The organism is Pseudomonas sp. NPDC087615, assembly GCF_044743445.1.
GTDB classification, from domain to species: Bacteria; Pseudomonadota; Gammaproteobacteria; order Pseudomonadales; family Pseudomonadaceae; genus Aquipseudomonas; species Aquipseudomonas baetica_A.
In genome coordinates, this window is the sequence record NZ_JBIUWM010000013.1 from 85,926 (window position 1) to 100,771 (window position 14,846).

16 protein-coding genes are annotated in these 14,846 nt (G+C 60.0%); 2 read left to right on the forward strand and 14 right to left on the reverse strand.

The annotated features are described in order from the left end of the window. Positions 1 to 64 precede the first annotated feature (64 nt). Both ACIOU6_RS09105 and ACIOU6_RS09110 read left to right on the forward strand, forming a co-directional pair. Positions 65 to 394, forward strand: coding sequence for a hypothetical protein (locus tag ACIOU6_RS09105; protein WP_221729324.1), 330 nt, complete (start codon positions 65 to 67; stop codon positions 392 to 394). Between the two features lie 44 nt (positions 395 to 438). After that, complete coding sequence (locus ACIOU6_RS09110) at positions 439 to 693, forward strand: hypothetical protein (protein WP_401135555.1); 255 nt, start codon at positions 439 to 441, stop codon at positions 691 to 693. 42 nt (positions 694 to 735) lie between these two features. On the opposite strand, the gene ACIOU6_RS09115 is transcribed toward ACIOU6_RS09110, so the two are convergent. The 14 genes from ACIOU6_RS09115 to ACIOU6_RS09180 form a co-directional block, all read right to left on the reverse strand. Then, positions 736 to 1,656, reverse strand: a complete 921-nt coding sequence (locus ACIOU6_RS09115) for a PfkB family carbohydrate kinase (protein ID WP_221729326.1) — start codon at positions 1,654 to 1,656, stop codon at positions 736 to 738. Further along, positions 1,649 to 3,115 carry a purine-cytosine permease family protein gene (locus ACIOU6_RS09120; protein WP_401135557.1) on the reverse strand — a complete coding sequence of 489 codons (1,467 nt, stop codon included), beginning with the start codon at positions 3,113 to 3,115 and terminating at the stop codon, positions 1,649 to 1,651. The genes ACIOU6_RS09115 and ACIOU6_RS09120 overlap by 8 nt, the downstream gene beginning before the upstream one ends. A gap of 203 nt (positions 3,116 to 3,318) precedes the next feature. Then, complete coding sequence (locus ACIOU6_RS09125; protein WP_401135559.1) at positions 3,319 to 4,317, reverse strand: ADP-ribosylglycohydrolase family protein; 999 nt, start codon at positions 4,315 to 4,317, stop codon at positions 3,319 to 3,321. Next, positions 4,314 to 5,027, reverse strand: a complete 714-nt coding sequence (locus ACIOU6_RS09130) for a GntR family transcriptional regulator (protein ID WP_221729329.1) — start codon at positions 5,025 to 5,027, stop codon at positions 4,314 to 4,316. Before ACIOU6_RS09130 ends, ACIOU6_RS09125 begins: the two co-directional genes overlap by 4 nt. Before the next feature lie 187 nt (positions 5,028 to 5,214). Further along, positions 5,215 to 6,183 (reverse strand): L-arabinose ABC transporter permease AraH, encoded by a 969-nt coding sequence (gene araH / locus ACIOU6_RS09135; RefSeq protein ID WP_221729330.1) that lies wholly within the window; start codon positions 6,181 to 6,183, stop codon positions 5,215 to 5,217. A 12-nt stretch (positions 6,184 to 6,195) separates the two neighbouring features. Beyond that, entirely contained in the window at positions 6,196 to 7,740 is a 1,545-nt protein-coding gene (araG, locus tag ACIOU6_RS09140) for an L-arabinose ABC transporter ATP-binding protein AraG (protein ID WP_401135563.1), read from the reverse strand. 54 nt (positions 7,741 to 7,794) lie between these two features. Next, entirely contained in the window at positions 7,795 to 8,799 is a 1,005-nt protein-coding gene (locus ACIOU6_RS09145) for a substrate-binding domain-containing protein (protein ID WP_221729332.1), read from the reverse strand. Between the two features lie 145 nt (positions 8,800 to 8,944). Then, positions 8,945 to 9,763, reverse strand: a complete 819-nt coding sequence (locus ACIOU6_RS09150; protein ID WP_221729333.1) for an SDR family oxidoreductase — start codon at positions 9,761 to 9,763, stop codon at positions 8,945 to 8,947. Positions 9,764 to 10,033: 270 nt separating this feature from the next. Continuing rightward, a complete protein-coding gene (locus ACIOU6_RS09155; protein WP_401135566.1) occupies positions 10,034 to 10,909 on the reverse strand; it encodes an SMP-30/gluconolactonase/LRE family protein in 876 nt (291 codons plus the stop codon). Positions 10,910 to 10,979: 70 nt separating this feature from the next. Continuing rightward, positions 10,980 to 11,696 carry a FadR/GntR family transcriptional regulator gene (locus tag ACIOU6_RS09160; RefSeq protein ID WP_221729335.1) on the reverse strand — a complete coding sequence of 239 codons (717 nt, stop codon included), beginning with the start codon at positions 11,694 to 11,696 and terminating at the stop codon, positions 10,980 to 10,982. A 188-nt stretch (positions 11,697 to 11,884) separates the two neighbouring features. After that, positions 11,885 to 12,445, reverse strand: a complete 561-nt coding sequence (locus ACIOU6_RS09165; protein WP_401135570.1) for a DUF1285 domain-containing protein — start codon at positions 12,443 to 12,445, stop codon at positions 11,885 to 11,887. Between the two features lie 16 nt (positions 12,446 to 12,461). Then, a complete protein-coding gene (locus ACIOU6_RS09170) occupies positions 12,462 to 13,067 on the reverse strand; it encodes a DUF4823 domain-containing protein (RefSeq protein WP_221729337.1) in 606 nt (201 codons plus the stop codon). Positions 13,068 to 13,238: 171 nt separating this feature from the next. Continuing rightward, positions 13,239 to 14,207 (reverse strand): GTP 3',8-cyclase MoaA, encoded by a 969-nt coding sequence (locus tag ACIOU6_RS09175; RefSeq protein WP_401135573.1) that lies wholly within the window; start codon positions 14,205 to 14,207, stop codon positions 13,239 to 13,241. Positions 14,208 to 14,344: 137 nt separating this feature from the next. Further along, positions 14,345 to 14,846: TetR/AcrR family transcriptional regulator (locus ACIOU6_RS09180; RefSeq protein ID WP_401135575.1), on the reverse strand; the 502-nt coding region annotated here is incomplete at its 5' end.

The window sequence follows — 14,846 nt, forward strand, 5'->3', positions numbered from 1 at the left end:
GGCACCAATCCGATTCGAGGGCAGACCAACGACAGGTAAGGATTTCAATCACTGGAGAAGCCCTATGATCCCGTCAAGGTTGACCGCCCTCGTATTCACCGCACTGCTCTGCCCCGCGGCATTCGCCGCCACCGCTACAGGAACCGGCCCGACCGATCCGGTCGAACACCCCAAAGCCCCCGCCATCCAGAGCACCCCCGGCATGAACACCGATGGGTCGGGTGTCGACGTTGCTCCGCCGCCAGCCACCGGCACCGACCCGCGCACCCAGGGTAACGATCCTGGACGTCAGGGCGGCACGTCCGGCAACCCGGTGCCACCTGTGAACTCAGGTGCCGGCGCGAGTTCGAAAACCACCACCGGTGGTTCGGGTTCCGAGGGTTCCAGTCAGTAGTTCGCCGACGCGAGCGTCCTATTCACATCCATGAAGAGGTAACCATGAACGTCGATAAAAACCTGGAAAAAGAAGTCCTCACTCGCCTGTTGCACGCCCACCCAAGTGGCTTGGGCAAAGAGGTGCTGGACAATTATCGCGGGGAGAAAGTCGTGGCCAGCGCCCTCGCCGCTTTGCAGGATCGCGGGCTGATTCACCATGGTCATGTGACGTGCAACGAGGCTGGCGAACATTCGTTGCACCTGCCGATCAAGCTCAGTGCAGCCGGGGTTGAAGCGGCGCGCAAGCTGGATCTGTAGTAGTCGCCGGGCCGTTCGCTGCACGTGCGGCGGACGGCCGAATCAGCCTGCGCTGATCAGCGCATCCACCTCAGTACTCGGCGGCGCGGTTGCCGGCCCCCAGCGAGTCACCGCCAATGCTGCGGCCGCATTCGCCCGCCGTGCAGCGTCAAATGCCGAAAGCCCCTGCGCCAACCCGGCCACAAATACCCCCGCATGGGCATCACCGGCACCATTGCTGTCCACCGCTTTCACGGCAAACCCAGGGACATGCCGACGCTCGTCAGCCTGCTGAACCCAGCACCCTTGCGGCCCGTCGCGCACCACCATCAGTACATCACTGGGCAGGTATTCTGCGAGGCGATCAAGCGCAACAGAAATCTCTTCAGCCCCGGTAAAGCGCCGCGCTTCGACGTTGTTGCTGGTCCACACGTCGATGCGTGGCAACAACGCCTGCATCAGCGGCGAGTCCGGCGCTTCGACGAGCGGCCCCGGATCGAACACCACACTGATCGACGCCGGCAATGCCAGCGTCCAGTCGAGCAAGGCTTGGGCCTTGCCTTCGTGCAGCAGGCTGTAGCCGCTGAGATAGACATAATCGCCCGCCTCGGCCGCCACGCTGTTCAAATCGGCCTCGGTCACCTCACCTTCGGCACCGATGTAGGAAATGAAACTGCGCTCGGCCGAAGCATCGGTCAGCGCCACACACAAACCGGTGTCGCGTTGCGCGGGTGTGTTGATGCCGATATGAATGCCTTCAGCGTTCATCGCCTGGCGCGCCAGATCGCCGAAACGCCCCGTGCCGTGACGACCGAGATAGACAACCGGCAGACCATTACGCACGGCCGCCGCCATCACATTGAAGCCACCGCCCGCCTCGAAACCGGCAGACTGCGCCAGCACGTCACCGCCGACTTGCGGCAGTTTTTCCACGGCCATGACTAGGTCGATGATGACCTGGCCGGTGTGCAACATCTTAGGCATGAGCATTCTCGACTTGCGCGGCGCGGCGATCTTTCGCCCCGCCGAGTAGGAAGTAAATGCCACCGGCCACCACGAACGTCACGATCCAGCCGAGACCGTTGTGGCCCAGCCACGAATCAGACAGGAAGCCCTTGAACCAGACGTTTTCGGCGGTGGTGCCAATGGTGGTGAAACTGAAACCCAGCACGATGGCCATCGCCCACGCCCCGAATGCGCGCCACTCGATCCCACCGTGATACCAGTAGGCGCTGCTCGGGCTGACGTCGAGCAGGTCTTTGGGGCTGTAGTAATGACGATGAATCAGGTCGACCACAAAGATCCCGACCCACGCGGTGATCGGCACCGCCAGCAGGGAAATGAAGGTGATGAACGGGCCGTAGAAACTGTCGGCGATCAGCATGAAGTAAATCGAACCGGCGAAGATTGCGACGATGTCGACCACCACTGCGTAGACGCGTTTGACCTTCAGGCCCAGGGTCAGCGTGGTCAATCCGGCGGAGTACACCGACAGGTTGTTCGACAGCAGCAGGCCACCGAATGCGGTGATCAGGTACGGCACGGCCATCCACGTCGGCAGCATGTCGCGTATCGCCACGATCGGGTCAGTCGCCGATGCCAGGTCGTTATTGCCCACCGACAACAGCCCGCCGAGGGTGATCAGCAACACCAGCGGAATCCCCGCACCGAACGCCGCCGACGCCACCAGACGCACGGCTTTGACACTGCGATGCTGATAACGCGACATGTCGGCGCCGGCATTGGCCCAGCCGATCCCGGTGCCGGCGGCCATGGTACCGATACCGATCATCATGGCGCTCATCGGCGCTGGCGTGGCGTTGAACACCGCGCTCCAGTCGATGGTGGCGCAAAGGAAACCGCCGACCAGAATATTCAGCGCGCCGAACACGTAAGTCGCCCACTTCTGGATGACCAGCAAAGTCGCATGGCCGAGGCCGGAGACCGACAGGGTCAGCAGCACGAAAATCGCGATAAAAATCAGCGTCAGCAGCGGGGCACTTTTTGCCTCGACCGGCGAGCCGAACAGGATCGAACACAGCGACAGCAGCACGAATGCGGCGGTGGTGGTGTTGACGGTTTCCCAACCCAGACGCGACATCAGCGAGACCAGGGTCGGGCCGATGTTGCCGCGCACACCGAAGATCGCCCGCGACAAGGTCAGGCTCGGCGCGCGGCCACGACGACCGGCGATGGAGATGATCCCGACCACCGCAAACGAGCCAGCGGCGCCGATGATCGCGACGATGATCGCCTGCCAGATCGCCAACCCGCGAAACGCGACCAGCGTCGCGCCCAGCGGCAAGCCGAGAATGGAAATGTTGGCCGCGAACCAGACCCAGAACAATTGCAGCGGGTGGCCGTTGCACTCGGCTTCCGGCACCGGCTCGATGCCGCGTGTTTCCAGTTGCCCGGCGCTTTGCCCGACGTTTGATGAACTCATGAAAGTGCTCCTGTTTGCCTTTTTTGTGGTTGTGGCAATGACGCAGAACAACAAGACATCCCCGGCCGTCCTGGGCCTGTCTGTGCGATCCATTGCGGGTTGAAAATTCAAGAATGCGGTGCGCCATTCGCGAGCAAGCTCGCTCCCACAGGTACAGCGTGATCCTTGTGGGAGCGAGCCTGCTCGCGAAGACGCCAGCCCAATCAGCGCAAGGCCAACAGACCTTGCACCAACGGTTCCAGCTCCAGATCATTGACGGTTTTCACCGTCTCGATCATCGGTGCAGGCCAAACCTCAAGGCCCAGGCAGGCCCCGAGCATTGCCCCAAGAATCGCGGCGATGGTGTCAGTGTCGCCGCCCAGACTGGCCGCCATGCACAGCGCATCAAACGCGCTCATCTCACCGACAGCCACTTGCTGCGCCAGCGCAAACGACACCACCACTGATTCTTGCGAGGCCACCGAAGTGCCGATCACGTCGTAGAGCAGATCGGCTAGCAGCACCTTGTCGCTGTCAACACTGATGGTGCGCGCCCAACTGATACGCGAAGCCATGCGCCCACCGGCCACCCAGTGGCCGTGAGATTGCGCTTGCTGAGCGATCTGCTGGCCGAGGTTCAACGCCGCGCCCAGATCCATGCCGTTGATCCCGGCTGACACCACCGCGGCCACCGCCGCCGCACTGGAGATGCCCAGCGTGGTGTTGTGGGTGACCTGACAGGCCTGCACCACCGCCGCGATAAAGCGTTCAGGGTCGGCGACATCCGCCGCGATCCCCACCGGGGTAATGCGCATCGCCGCGCCATTGGTCGTGCCGTAACGCCCGGCTTCTTCCGGCGAATGGCCGGCGAGGATCATTTCGATGGCGCGCTTGGTCGATGGGCCGAGCAAGTCCTGCGAGCCCTTGGCCTGCATCTCGGCTTCCCACTCGATCAGCCGTTGCGCCAGTAGCGCAGGCTCGATCCGGCCGTTGCCTTCGACCAGCAACTGGCCGACCAGAATCGCCTGTTCGGTGTCGTCGGTGATTGACCCCTTGGGCATGTTCGCGGCAATTGGTTGCAGCGGGCCGGCATCCTGCAGATCAGTGATCTGGCCGAAGCGGGCCTTGATCGTTTCGCGGTTCAGCGATTGCGTCGGCATGCCCAGCGCATCACCAAGGGCCAGGCCATAAAAAGCACCGAGGGCACGGTTGAGCGTGGTCATTTCGACTCTCCAAACTGCAGGTGCAGACGAAAATGCACCGGATCGAGCAGGCTTTCGACCAATTCCATGAAACGGTTCTGCCGGTCGTAGGTGGTGCGCAGGGCCTTAAGGAATACCGTGCCCACCGGGCGACCAAGCAACTCGGCATCTTCGGCATTCAACGGTTCGGCACCGATCCACTGATCGCCGCGCTCGCCGATATAGCCGTAGGCAGCCAGAGTGATGGTCAGGGAGTTGTCGATCAGACCGACGCGCGGCAGGCTTTCCAGGCCGCCGGTGGCCGGCATCAATGAGCGTTCGAGGGACACCAGCGTGCCATCGTTGGAGCGACGACGGCGGTCGAGGGTGATGAACTGGTCGGTACCGAAACGCGCCAGCAAGTCGGGCCGGGTCACGGCTTCCAGACGCAGCACTTCAGTGTTGATCAGCGCACCGCTGTCGGCCAGTGCCTGCGCCCAGCCGCTGCGCTGGTCAAGCGCCACGCCGTCAAACGTGACGATGGAGCCGACACCGCTTTGCGTGGCGATGTACTTGCGCCGCTTCAGTTCGGCGAGCGCTTCGCGCAAGGTGCCACGGCTGACTTTGAATTCTTGAGCCAACTGATGTTCGCCGGGCAACAGAAAGCCGTCCTCCATGAGGCCGCTTTCGATGCGCCGGACGAGTTCGTCGACCACCCGTTGTTTCTTGTCAAATCGTACCTGTCTAATCATGTACAAAGTGATAACCGAAACGGGCTCGGACAAGCAAGGAGAATTTAGGAGATTAGATAGAAGGCGGGGACAGTTACGGTCCATTGTGGGAGCGAGCCTGCTCGCGAAGACGTCGGGTCAGTCAACATTTCCGGCGACTGGTTCAACGCTTTCGCGAGCAGGCTCTCGCCCACAAGGATGAGGGGGGTCAGCGTTGCTTCAGGCGGTCGATGACCACAGCCAAGAGCAGAATCGATCCACGAATCACGTACTGATAAAACGTATCGATGTTCTTCAGGTTCATCGCATTCTCGATAATCGCCAGAATCAACACCCCGGCAATCACATGCCGAATCATGCCGATCCCGCCGCTCAGCGATACCCCGCCCAGCACACACGCCGAGATCACTGTCAGCTCGAAACCCTGACCAATCATCGGTTGCCCGGAGGTCATACGCGACGCCAGAATCACCCCGGCCAACGCACCGATCAAACCGTGCACGGCGAAGATGATGATCTTGGTGCGATCAACGTTCACCCCGGCCAGCAATGCCGCTTCCTGGTTGCCACCGATGGCCATGGTGTTGCGACCGTAGGTGGTGTAGTTGAGCAGCCAGCCGAAAAACACAAAACAAACGACGGTGATCACAATCGGCACAGGCACGCCGAACAACTGGCCGTTACCGAAAACAAAGAACGATTCCTGCGACACGCCCACTGCTTTGCCGTTGGCAAAAATGTACGCCAGGCCCCGCACGATCTGCATGGTCGCCAGCGTGGTGATCAACGCGTTGACCCGCAGCTTGGCAATCACGATCCCGTTGATCAGGCCGACAATCAGGCCCATCAACAACGCCGCGCAGACACCGAGGAACACGCTGTCGGTGTCACGCATCACCACTGCCGCCACCACCCCGGCGCAGGCAATCACCGAACCCACCGACAAATCGAAATGCCCCGACGCCAGGCAATAGAGCATGGTGCAGGCGGCGATACCGGTAGTGGAAATCGCCAGGCCCAGCCCCCGCATGTTCAGCGGCGAAAGGAAGTTGTCGATCAGCAAGGCGCAGGCGACGAAGATAGCCACCGCCGCCAGCAACATGACCCAGTCATCGAGGAAGCGCCGCATATCCAAAGGTTTGCGCTCGGTCGGCAGGGTTTCGTTTTGGGTTGTCATCATAGTCACCTCTCAGTTCGCCACGCCGTCAGCGCGGTGGCGCGGCAAAGCCAGTTGCAGCAGGTTGGATTCATTGGCCTGTTCGCGGCTGACTTCGCCGCGCAGGGCGCCTTCGCACAGCACCAGGATGCGGTCGGAAATCCCCATCACTTCCATCAGGTCGCTGGACACCACGATCACCGAAATACCGTCGGCGGCAAGGTTATGGATGATCTGGTAGATCTCCGCTTTGGCACCGATGTCGATGCCGCGAGTCGGTTCATCGAGCAGCAAAACCTTCATCGGCATCGACAACCAGCGGCCGAGGATGGCCTTCTGCTGATTGCCGCCGGAGAGGAATTTGATCTGCTGGCCGGCGTGGGGCGTTTTGACTTTCAACGCTTTGATCTGCTTGTCGGCGTTGCCCTTCTCCCACATCCCGCGCAATAGGCAACCGAGACCCGAATGGGCGCCGCGCGCGCTGATGTTGATGTTCTCGGCGACGCTGGCCAGCGGGATGATGCCCTCCTTTTTGCGGTCCTCTGGACACAGCAGAATCCCGGCGGCAATCGCGTCGCGCGGTGAGCGCAATTTCAGTTCATGGCCGCGCAGTTCGAGGCGTCCGGCAGTGTGGCGCTCAAGTCCACTGAGCAGGCGAAACAGCTCGGTGCGCCCTGCCCCGACCAGCCCGAACAAGCCAAGAATCTCGCCCTTGTGCGCCTCGAAACTGATCGGCTCACGCAGGCCCGGGCCGAGCAAACCGTCGACTTTCAGCGCCACGGCACCGCGTGGACGATTGCGGTAATCGTAGATGTCCTGAATGTCGCGCCCGACCATGCAGGTCACCAGTTGATCGTGGGTCAACTGGCTCATGTCGTCAAAAGTGCGCACGTAGCGGCCGTCCTTGAACACCGTCACCGCGTCGCATAGGCGGAACACCTCCTCCATGCGATGGGAAACGTAAAGCACGACTTTGCCCTCGTCGCGCAGACGGCCGATGATCGCCATCAAACGGTCGATCTCACGGGCCGAGAGGCTGCTGGTGGGTTCGTCGAACGCGATCACATGGGCGCCGCGCGACAACGCCTTGGCAATTTCCACCAGTTGCCGCTGGCCGAGTGACAAGCGGCCGACCTTGGTCTGCGGATCGATTTCGTCAGCCAGACCTTTGAGGCAATTCAACGCTTGCTGACGCAGTGCGCCGCGATTGATCAAACCGAAACTGGCCGGCAGATGCCCGAGAAACAGGTTCTCGGCGACGGTCATTTCCGGCACCAGATGCAGCTCCTGGTGAATCACCGCGACACCGCTGCCGATACTGTCGGCAGTCGATTTGAAAGCCATCGTCCGGTCGCCGATCTGCAACTCGCCGCTGCTCGGGATATAAGCGCCACCGAGGATTTTCAGCAGGGTCGATTTACCGGCGCCGTTCTCGCCCATCAAGGCATGAACCTGCCCCGGATGCGCGACGAAACTGATGCCATCCAGCGCTTTGACGCCGGGAAAGGTTTTGCCGATCCCGTTGAAGCGCAGGCTGGCGCTCATGCTGTGTTCTTGTGTCTGTACTTGCGCGTGCATAAAGCCACCTCATCACACCGATCAAACGGCCCGGCTACCCGGGCCGTTACTACGTCAGTTCCACAAGCCGATTTTTTCCAGCTCTTGCTTGAAGTTCTCGCGGGTGATCAGGGTGACGTCGTCCATGGCGGTGTACTTCGGCGGTTCTTTGCCGGTGGTGACCCACTCGTACATCATCTCGGCGGTCTTGTAGCCTTCGATGTGCGGGCTCGGCAGCATCGAACCGAAGAAGCCACTGTTGGGCTTTTTCAGCTCGCCGATCGCGTCGGTGCCGTTGATGCCGATACCGATCACGTTAGCCGCAGCAAAACCGGCGGCTTCGGTAGCGCGTACGCCGCCGAGCACGGTGTTGTCGTTCATGCCGCCGATGATCAGGTTCTTCGCCGCGCTCGGCAGTTTCACCAGCGCCGAGTTGGTGGCGTCCATGCTGCCCGGTACGTCGAGGGTCTTCAGGGCCGCGAACAGAATGTGGTCTTTGGGCATGCCCGCCTCTTCGAGGGATTTGACCGAGCCGTCGGTGCGCTTCTTACCGGTGTCGAGTTCGTTGTAGGTGTTGACCACCGCGTACGTATCTTTCCAGTCCCAGTTACGTTTCTTGGCTTCGGCGGCCATGGCGGCGCCTTGCTTCTGGCCGACTTCGAACGCGGCCATGCCCAGGTACGGCACGTCTTCCATGAACTTGCCGTTGGCGTCGACGAAGCGGTCGTCCACGGCAATCACTTTGAGGTCATTCCTTTTGGCTTTGGCCATGATCGCCGGGCCCAGGGACACGTCAGGCGGGCAGATCACGAAGCCCTTGGCGCCGTTGGCCGCGAGGCTGTCGATGGCCGACAGGGTTTTTTCGCCATCCGGCACGGCAATCTTGATCAGTTCAAACCCTTTGTCCTTGGCGGCTTTCTCGGCGAAGGCCCATTCGGTCTGGAACCACGGCTCTTCGGCCTGTTTGACCAGAAAACCGATCTTCACGGTATCGGCAGCGAGCAGCGAACTGCTCAGACTGAACGCGGTGACCGCCAGGGCGGCACTGCACAGGGTACGAATCCCGAAACGACGTTTCATAAGCTGACTCCTTGTTATTTTTTTTGAGCAATATTTGAAAAGCGTTAAAGCGGTTGAAGCGGGTTCCTGCAAAGCCTGTAGAAAATAGTCATATCGTATGATGATTGGATTTCAGACGGATTTATCCGCGCGAAAACCCAATCAATCAGTCGTGGTACATCACCGAGCGACCACCATCGACGGTGATGCACGAAGCGTTGATAAAGGGTGCTTCATCGCTTGCCAGAAACACCGCCGTCATTGCCACTTCAATTGGCTGACCGATGCGTTTCGGCGGGTGCAGATCGAAAGCACGCTGACGCTCGGCGTGCGGATCGGCGAAACCGTTCCAGTAATCGACGTTCAATTGAGTCTCGATGTAGCCCGGAGCAATGGCGTTGACGCGAATACCCTTCGCCGCGTACTCGATGCCCAGCGCACGCGTCAGCCCGAGCAAGCCGTGCTTGGCCACCGGGTACGGGAAACAGCCGGGAATGATGTGGCTCGAATGGGTCGAGGCGATGTTGATGATGCTGCCGATGCCCTGCTCGATCATCTGCGCCAGTACTGCTTTGCAGCCATACCAGGCGCCGTCGAGGTCGATGGCAAAGCAACGGCGCCAGTCCTCTTCGGTCATTTCCAGTGGATCCCGGAACACATTGACCCCGGCGCAGTTGACCAGCACGTCGATGCGGCCGTGCAACTCGACAGCGCGTTTGGCCATGGCGTGCAGGTCCTGCTGGCGCGACACATCAGCCCTGATCGCCTGTACGTCATAGCCCTGTTCGCGCCAATGGGCTGCAACCTGCTCGACCTTCTCACCCTGAATATCGCTGATCAGCAGTTTCGCTTGCTGCGCAGCGAAGGTCGCGACGATGGCTTCGCCAATGCCTTGGGCGGCACCGGTCAGCAGCACAACTTTGTTTTTCAGACGCTCGCCCTTCGGCGGCGCGGGCACCGGCGGCAGGGTAAGTGGTTCAGCCATGGATCAGGACTCCTGTTCGCAAGCGCAAAAAAACCGGGCATCTGACGATGTCCGGTCTGGAAGGCGTTTGGAACAAAACAGGCAGGCGCAGGCAACGGTATCGGGCCGTTGCGAGACGCGGACTCCACATGGGAGTGCAATAGACATTCGCTGCATCACTTCACCTGTTTTGTTCTTTTTAAGTGTGAGTGCGTGTTACTGCTGGAGCCGACTATAAACCCGACCGCCAAACAATCTCAATATATAATTTCTCATCCCATATTTTGGGATTTAGCCTGCAAATCGCGTACAGAGCTTTCCTGCAACATCAACCCGCATCGATAGCACAGCACCGTCCAGCGGATGGTTGTGCGGTCCCTTGGCGCTGGTGATGTAAAGCGTTTTCAGGTCTTCACCACCGAATACACAACTGGTCGGGCGGCTGACCGGCAGATCGATTTTTCGATCAACCTTGCCTTCAGGCGTCAGTCGCAAGAGGCAGCTGCCGTCCCAACGCGCATTCCATACGTAACCCTCTGCGTCCATTGCCGAACCGTCCGGGCCGCCCTGTTCATCGGGGCCGTACCAGATGTAAGCGGTGTCGAGGTTGCCGTCGGTGTGGATGAAATAGCGATAGAGGGTGCTGTCGAGGCTGTCGCCAAACAGCAGCGTTGTGCCGTCGTTGCTCCACAGCAACGTGTTGGGAATGCCCAATCCGCGTAACAGCGGCGTGACGCGTTTATCCGGATCGATACGAAACAGGCCACCGGAGCGGCGGATGATCGGCAGATCCTCGCCTTGTTCGCCGATGTTGTTTTGCATCGTGCCGAGCCACAAGCGGCCCTGAGCATCGCAGCGCGCTTCGTTGGGGCGATTGCCGGGTTGCGGGTCGGCAATGCAGAACAAGGTCAGGCGCGGTTCAAGGCCGGGGGAGTCGAGATCGAGTCGATAGACGCCACTGCTAAGGGTCACCAGGGCATCGCCGCTGTTGCACGGGATGAACGCGGAAATGTGTTCTGGCATCTGCCAGATCTGCACATTCTGGCCGATCAGGCGCAGGGCTTGCTTGCCGCCAATATCAACCCAGTACAGCGCCTGGGTCGGGGCATCCCAGAATGGGCCTTCACCGAGTTGGGCGCGGTGTTGGGTAACGGCAGTCCACGTCATGGCAATTCCTTTGGTCATTCTTGTTTTCAATGTGGGGGTGGGCTAGCCCCCACAGGGGAATGTGTGGGTTTCAGCTGGCTTTTTTGTCGGCCATGACTTGCGGATAAAAGCGTTTGATCGCCAGATCCGCGTTATCAATCAGGGTCATGCAGGCCCACACACCGCGCGCGGAATCGCGAGCGGCGATGGCGTCGGCCATGTCTTTGTGGATCGGCAAGGTGCGGCGCAGTTCATCGGGGTCGGCGGCGGACACTTCAAACGATACCGCCAGCAATGCGCCGAGGGCCGGCACCATTTGTTCGATGAACTGGTTATGGCTGGCGGCAAGAATGCATTCGTGGAAGGACTGGTCGGCGCGGTTGTAATCCGTGCCACTGTCGACCGCGCGCTCGAGTGCGTTATAGGCCATTTGCACGGCTTGGATCTGATCAAGGGTCGCCCGTTCGCAAGCCCAGCGCACGGCCATGGGCTCAATGGTGCGGCGCAGGTCGAGCAAGTCATCGACGAAGTTTTCCGGCAGCCCGTTGCGCGACAGCCAACCAACGACTTGCGGATCGAACAGGTTCCAGCGCCGCACCGGCAATACCCGCGTGCCGACCTTTGGCCCGACTTCGAGCATGCCTTTGGCGACGAGGGTTTTGATGGCTTCGCGGATGACCGTACGACTGACGCCGAGTTGCTCGCCGAGATCGGCCTCGACCTTGATGGACTGCCCCGGCTTCACCTGGCCGGCGGCGATCCAACTGCCCAACCAGTCAACCGTGGACGCATGAAAGCTGCTGGACATGGACACCTCAAAGCGGTTCGCGATGGGTGCCTACGCTAATCATCATATGATTGGGTGTCAAATCAGATTTTGTCAGTTAACACGAAAACCAGTGTGGGAGCGGGCTTGCTCGCGAAGCGGTGTGTCAGCCAACAACGTTGCCGAGTGACACACCGCCTTCGCGAGCAAGCCCCACATCAGGATTTTTGTTAAGGCTCAAGACCAATGCGAAAGAACTCGCCGCCGCTCCAAACCCCAAGCCAGCGCTGGCCGTCAATGTCGCGGCTAACCGCCAGTTCTACCAATTGATAAAACACGTTGCGGTGAATCAACGCTTCAAGGTTGGTGCGCACATGCACATACGGCGCAGGTTCTTGCGTGAGGGGGTCGATCTCGACGCGGATCGCATGCTCTGGCCCCGCCTCGGCGGTCTCGTCGACATTGGTGGTAAAGCGAAGCACCTGCGCCTCGCCCTCACCTTCAACCTCCACGGCAATCGCCACAAACGGTGCATCGTCGACCTTGATCCCGACCTTCTCAACCGGAGTAATCAGGAAATAATCATCGCCATCGCGGCGGATGATCGTGGAGAACAACTTGACCATCGGCTTGCGCCCGATCGGCGTGCCCAGGTAGTACCAGGTGCCGTCCCGGGCGATGCGCATGTCGATGTCGCCGCAAAAGTCCGGGTCCCACAAGTGCACGGGCGGCAGGCCTTTGGTTTTGGGAATCTGTCCCAACAGGTCATTGGCTTTTTGCGGGCCACTCATGGCGTACTCCTCGAATTTACTGGTCGCTGATCCCCAGCAGGCTACGCGCATATTGCGCCAGTGGCGGGCCGATCAGGTCTTCGGGTTTGTTGTCGTGGAACGTCAGTAAACCGCCACGACTCTTGATCCGTGCAGTATCAATCAAATACTGGGTGCTGGTCTCGATCAACATGATCTGAATCACGCCACCGTCGATGCCAAGGCGATCCACCGCCTCCTGATCGAGCCACTCATCAGAGTTGCCGATACGGTCATCAGACTTGGCGAAACGTGTGTACAGCAAGTAGTGAGCGCCGGCATCGCGGGCTTCGCCCATCGCCTGATCGAGGCCTTCAGGCGCACGCGCGCGGCGTACCATCGGAAAGTATTCGACAAAGCCCTTGAAGGCTTCTTCAGCCACCACGTTCGGCCGCGGATAAGAACCGCCCGGCGGCGCAAACGCGCCCTGAGCGATGTAGATGAACGAGTCCGGCTGAATGCGGAAGTTGTTCACACGGCGACTGTCACTGTGATCCAGCAGCCCCGCGTCACTCATCTGATAGCGAGTGCCCTCGGCCATATCGCTGACAGTCATACAGCCGCCAAGCGCCAAAACGGCCAGCAGCAAAACCAGGCTACGCATCCTAATCCTCCAGAAGCCGGTGACGGAAAACCGGCGAATGGCCGTTGGATGCAGCTTTTGCGCCAGCTCACGATCTTTGTCCAGTTATACAACGCATTCGCGAGCAAGCCCGCTCCCACAAGTGGAAGGCATTCCAAATGCGGGAGCGGGCTTGCTCGCGAATGCGGTACTTCAGCCGCCGATAATCTTCATGACAGTCGCGCCGCCAGAAAACGCGACTTCCTGCTTGTCGCCCAACGCCTTGACCAGTAAGCGCTGCAACGCCGGCAATGCCTGGTGTCGCGGCTTGTCGAGCAGGTCGCCGACATAGTGGCGGTTGCTCGATGACAGGCAGCCATGCAGCCAACCGGTGGAGGACAAACGCAGACGCGAACAGGTGCGGCAGAACGGCACGCTTTCGTTGGCGATCACACCGAAGTTGCCCACCCCGGGAATCGCATAACGCACAGCCGTGGCGTCCACAGGCGCGTCGGTTTGCGCGTATTCATAGCGTTCGCCAATCAGGTTCAGCAGTTGCTGCAGACTGACAAACTGTTGCAGGAAGGCATTGGAATCTTTGGCCAGGTGGCCCATTCGCATCAGCTCGATGAAACGCAGCTCAAATCCGCGTTCCAGGCAGTAATCAAGCAACGGCATCACCTGATCGAGGTTCTGCCCTCGCAACGGCACCATGTTGACCTTGATCTTCATTCCCGCCGCTGCAGCCTGATTCATCCCATCAAGCACGGTAGCGAGATCGCCGCCACGAGCGATGCTACGGAACGCACTGGCGTCGAGGGTATCAAGGGACACGTTGATGCGCCGCAGACCGGCATCCACCAACAAAGGAAGTTTTTTCGCGAGGAGTTGACCGTTGGTCGTCAGGCTGATGTCTTCCAGGCCCATCTTGCCGACAGCCGTCATGAACGATTCGAGTTTGGGGCTGACCAGCGGTTCGCCACCGGTGATGCGCAGCCGCTCGATACCCGCGGCTTCGATCAGATACGCCACGCCTTTGGCCATGGCTTCGGCCGACAGTTCATCCTGCGCAGCCACTAACCGCTTGCCGTTAGGCACGCAGTAGGTGCAAGCGTAATTGCAGGCTGAAGTCAGACTGATCCGCAAATTGCGAAAACGCCTGCCTTGACGGTCAACGATCATGATCACTCCGGCGATAGAAAATCGAGCCGCTAAAACTTGACTCACAAATCAAGTTTTAGCAAGCCCTATGCCTGAGTATATTCCTGCGGTACTGCGTCATGTAGCGAAAACATGACGCAATAAGGCAACTGAATGGCTCAATTGCCTGGAGGGATTTCCGGATCGCGCTTGCGCTTGTTACCCATGCGCACGCCGATGTCCATCAGGAACTGGAAGAAACCTTCCTGATCTTCCAGCACATTGCTCCAGAACGGCGAGTGATACAGCGCGACTGCGCCATGCACCAGCGCCCAGGACGCGCAGTAGTGGAAGTACGGCGGCACGTCTTCGAGCTTGCCTTCGCTGATACGGCCCTTGATCAGCAGGGTCAGGCGCTCGAAGTTCGAGGCCCGGATCTTGTGCAGTTCCTCGACCATCTCCGGCACCTGATTGCCCTTGACCACCTTCTCTTCGAGGCGATCGAACAGACGATAGCGCTGCGGGTCGCGCATGCGGAATTCGAAGTAGGCACGGGACAGCGCTTCTTTGTCCTTGTCGACATCGGCCGAATGCAGCAGCTCGTTCAAATCGCGCTCGTAATCGAGCATCAGGCGCAGATAAATCTCGGCCTTGGACTTGAAGTGCTTGTAGATCGTGCCT

Bases quoted from the DNA above. Each gene is read 5' to 3' on its own strand.
- ACIOU6_RS09105 (WP_221729324.1), top strand. From the start codon at position 65: ATGATCCCGTCAAGGTTGACCGCCCTCGTATTCACCGCACTGCTCTGC.
- ACIOU6_RS09110 (WP_401135555.1), top strand. From the start codon at position 439: ATGAACGTCGATAAAAACCTGGAAAAAGAAGTCCTCACTCGCCTGTTG.
- ACIOU6_RS09115 (WP_221729326.1), bottom strand. From the start codon at position 1,656: ATGCCTAAGATGTTGCACACCGGCCAGGTCATCATCGACCTAGTCATG.
- ACIOU6_RS09120 (WP_401135557.1), bottom strand. From the start codon at position 3,115: ATGAGTTCATCAAACGTCGGGCAAAGCGCCGGGCAACTGGAAACACGC.
- ACIOU6_RS09125 (WP_401135559.1), bottom strand. From the start codon at position 4,317: ATGACCACGCTCAACCGTGCCCTCGGTGCTTTTTATGGCCTGGCCCTT.
- ACIOU6_RS09130 (WP_221729329.1), bottom strand. From the start codon at position 5,027: ATGATTAGACAGGTACGATTTGACAAGAAACAACGGGTGGTCGACGAA.
- araH (WP_221729330.1), bottom strand. From the start codon at position 6,183: ATGACAACCCAAAACGAAACCCTGCCGACCGAGCGCAAACCTTTGGAT.
- araG (WP_401135563.1), bottom strand. From the start codon at position 7,740: ATGCACGCGCAAGTACAGACACAAGAACACAGCATGAGCGCCAGCCTG.
- ACIOU6_RS09145 (WP_221729332.1), bottom strand. From the start codon at position 8,799: ATGAAACGTCGTTTCGGGATTCGTACCCTGTGCAGTGCCGCCCTGGCG.
- ACIOU6_RS09150 (WP_221729333.1), bottom strand. From the start codon at position 9,763: ATGGCTGAACCACTTACCCTGCCGCCGGTGCCCGCGCCGCCGAAGGGC.
- ACIOU6_RS09155 (WP_401135566.1), bottom strand. From the start codon at position 10,909: ATGACGTGGACTGCCGTTACCCAACACCGCGCCCAACTCGGTGAAGGC.
- ACIOU6_RS09160 (WP_221729335.1), bottom strand. From the start codon at position 11,696: ATGTCCAGCAGCTTTCATGCGTCCACGGTTGACTGGTTGGGCAGTTGG.
- ACIOU6_RS09165 (WP_401135570.1), bottom strand. From the start codon at position 12,445: ATGAGTGGCCCGCAAAAAGCCAATGACCTGTTGGGACAGATTCCCAAA.
- ACIOU6_RS09170 (WP_221729337.1), bottom strand. From the start codon at position 13,067: ATGCGTAGCCTGGTTTTGCTGCTGGCCGTTTTGGCGCTTGGCGGCTGT.
- ACIOU6_RS09175 (WP_401135573.1), bottom strand. From the start codon at position 14,207: ATGATCGTTGACCGTCAAGGCAGGCGTTTTCGCAATTTGCGGATCAGT.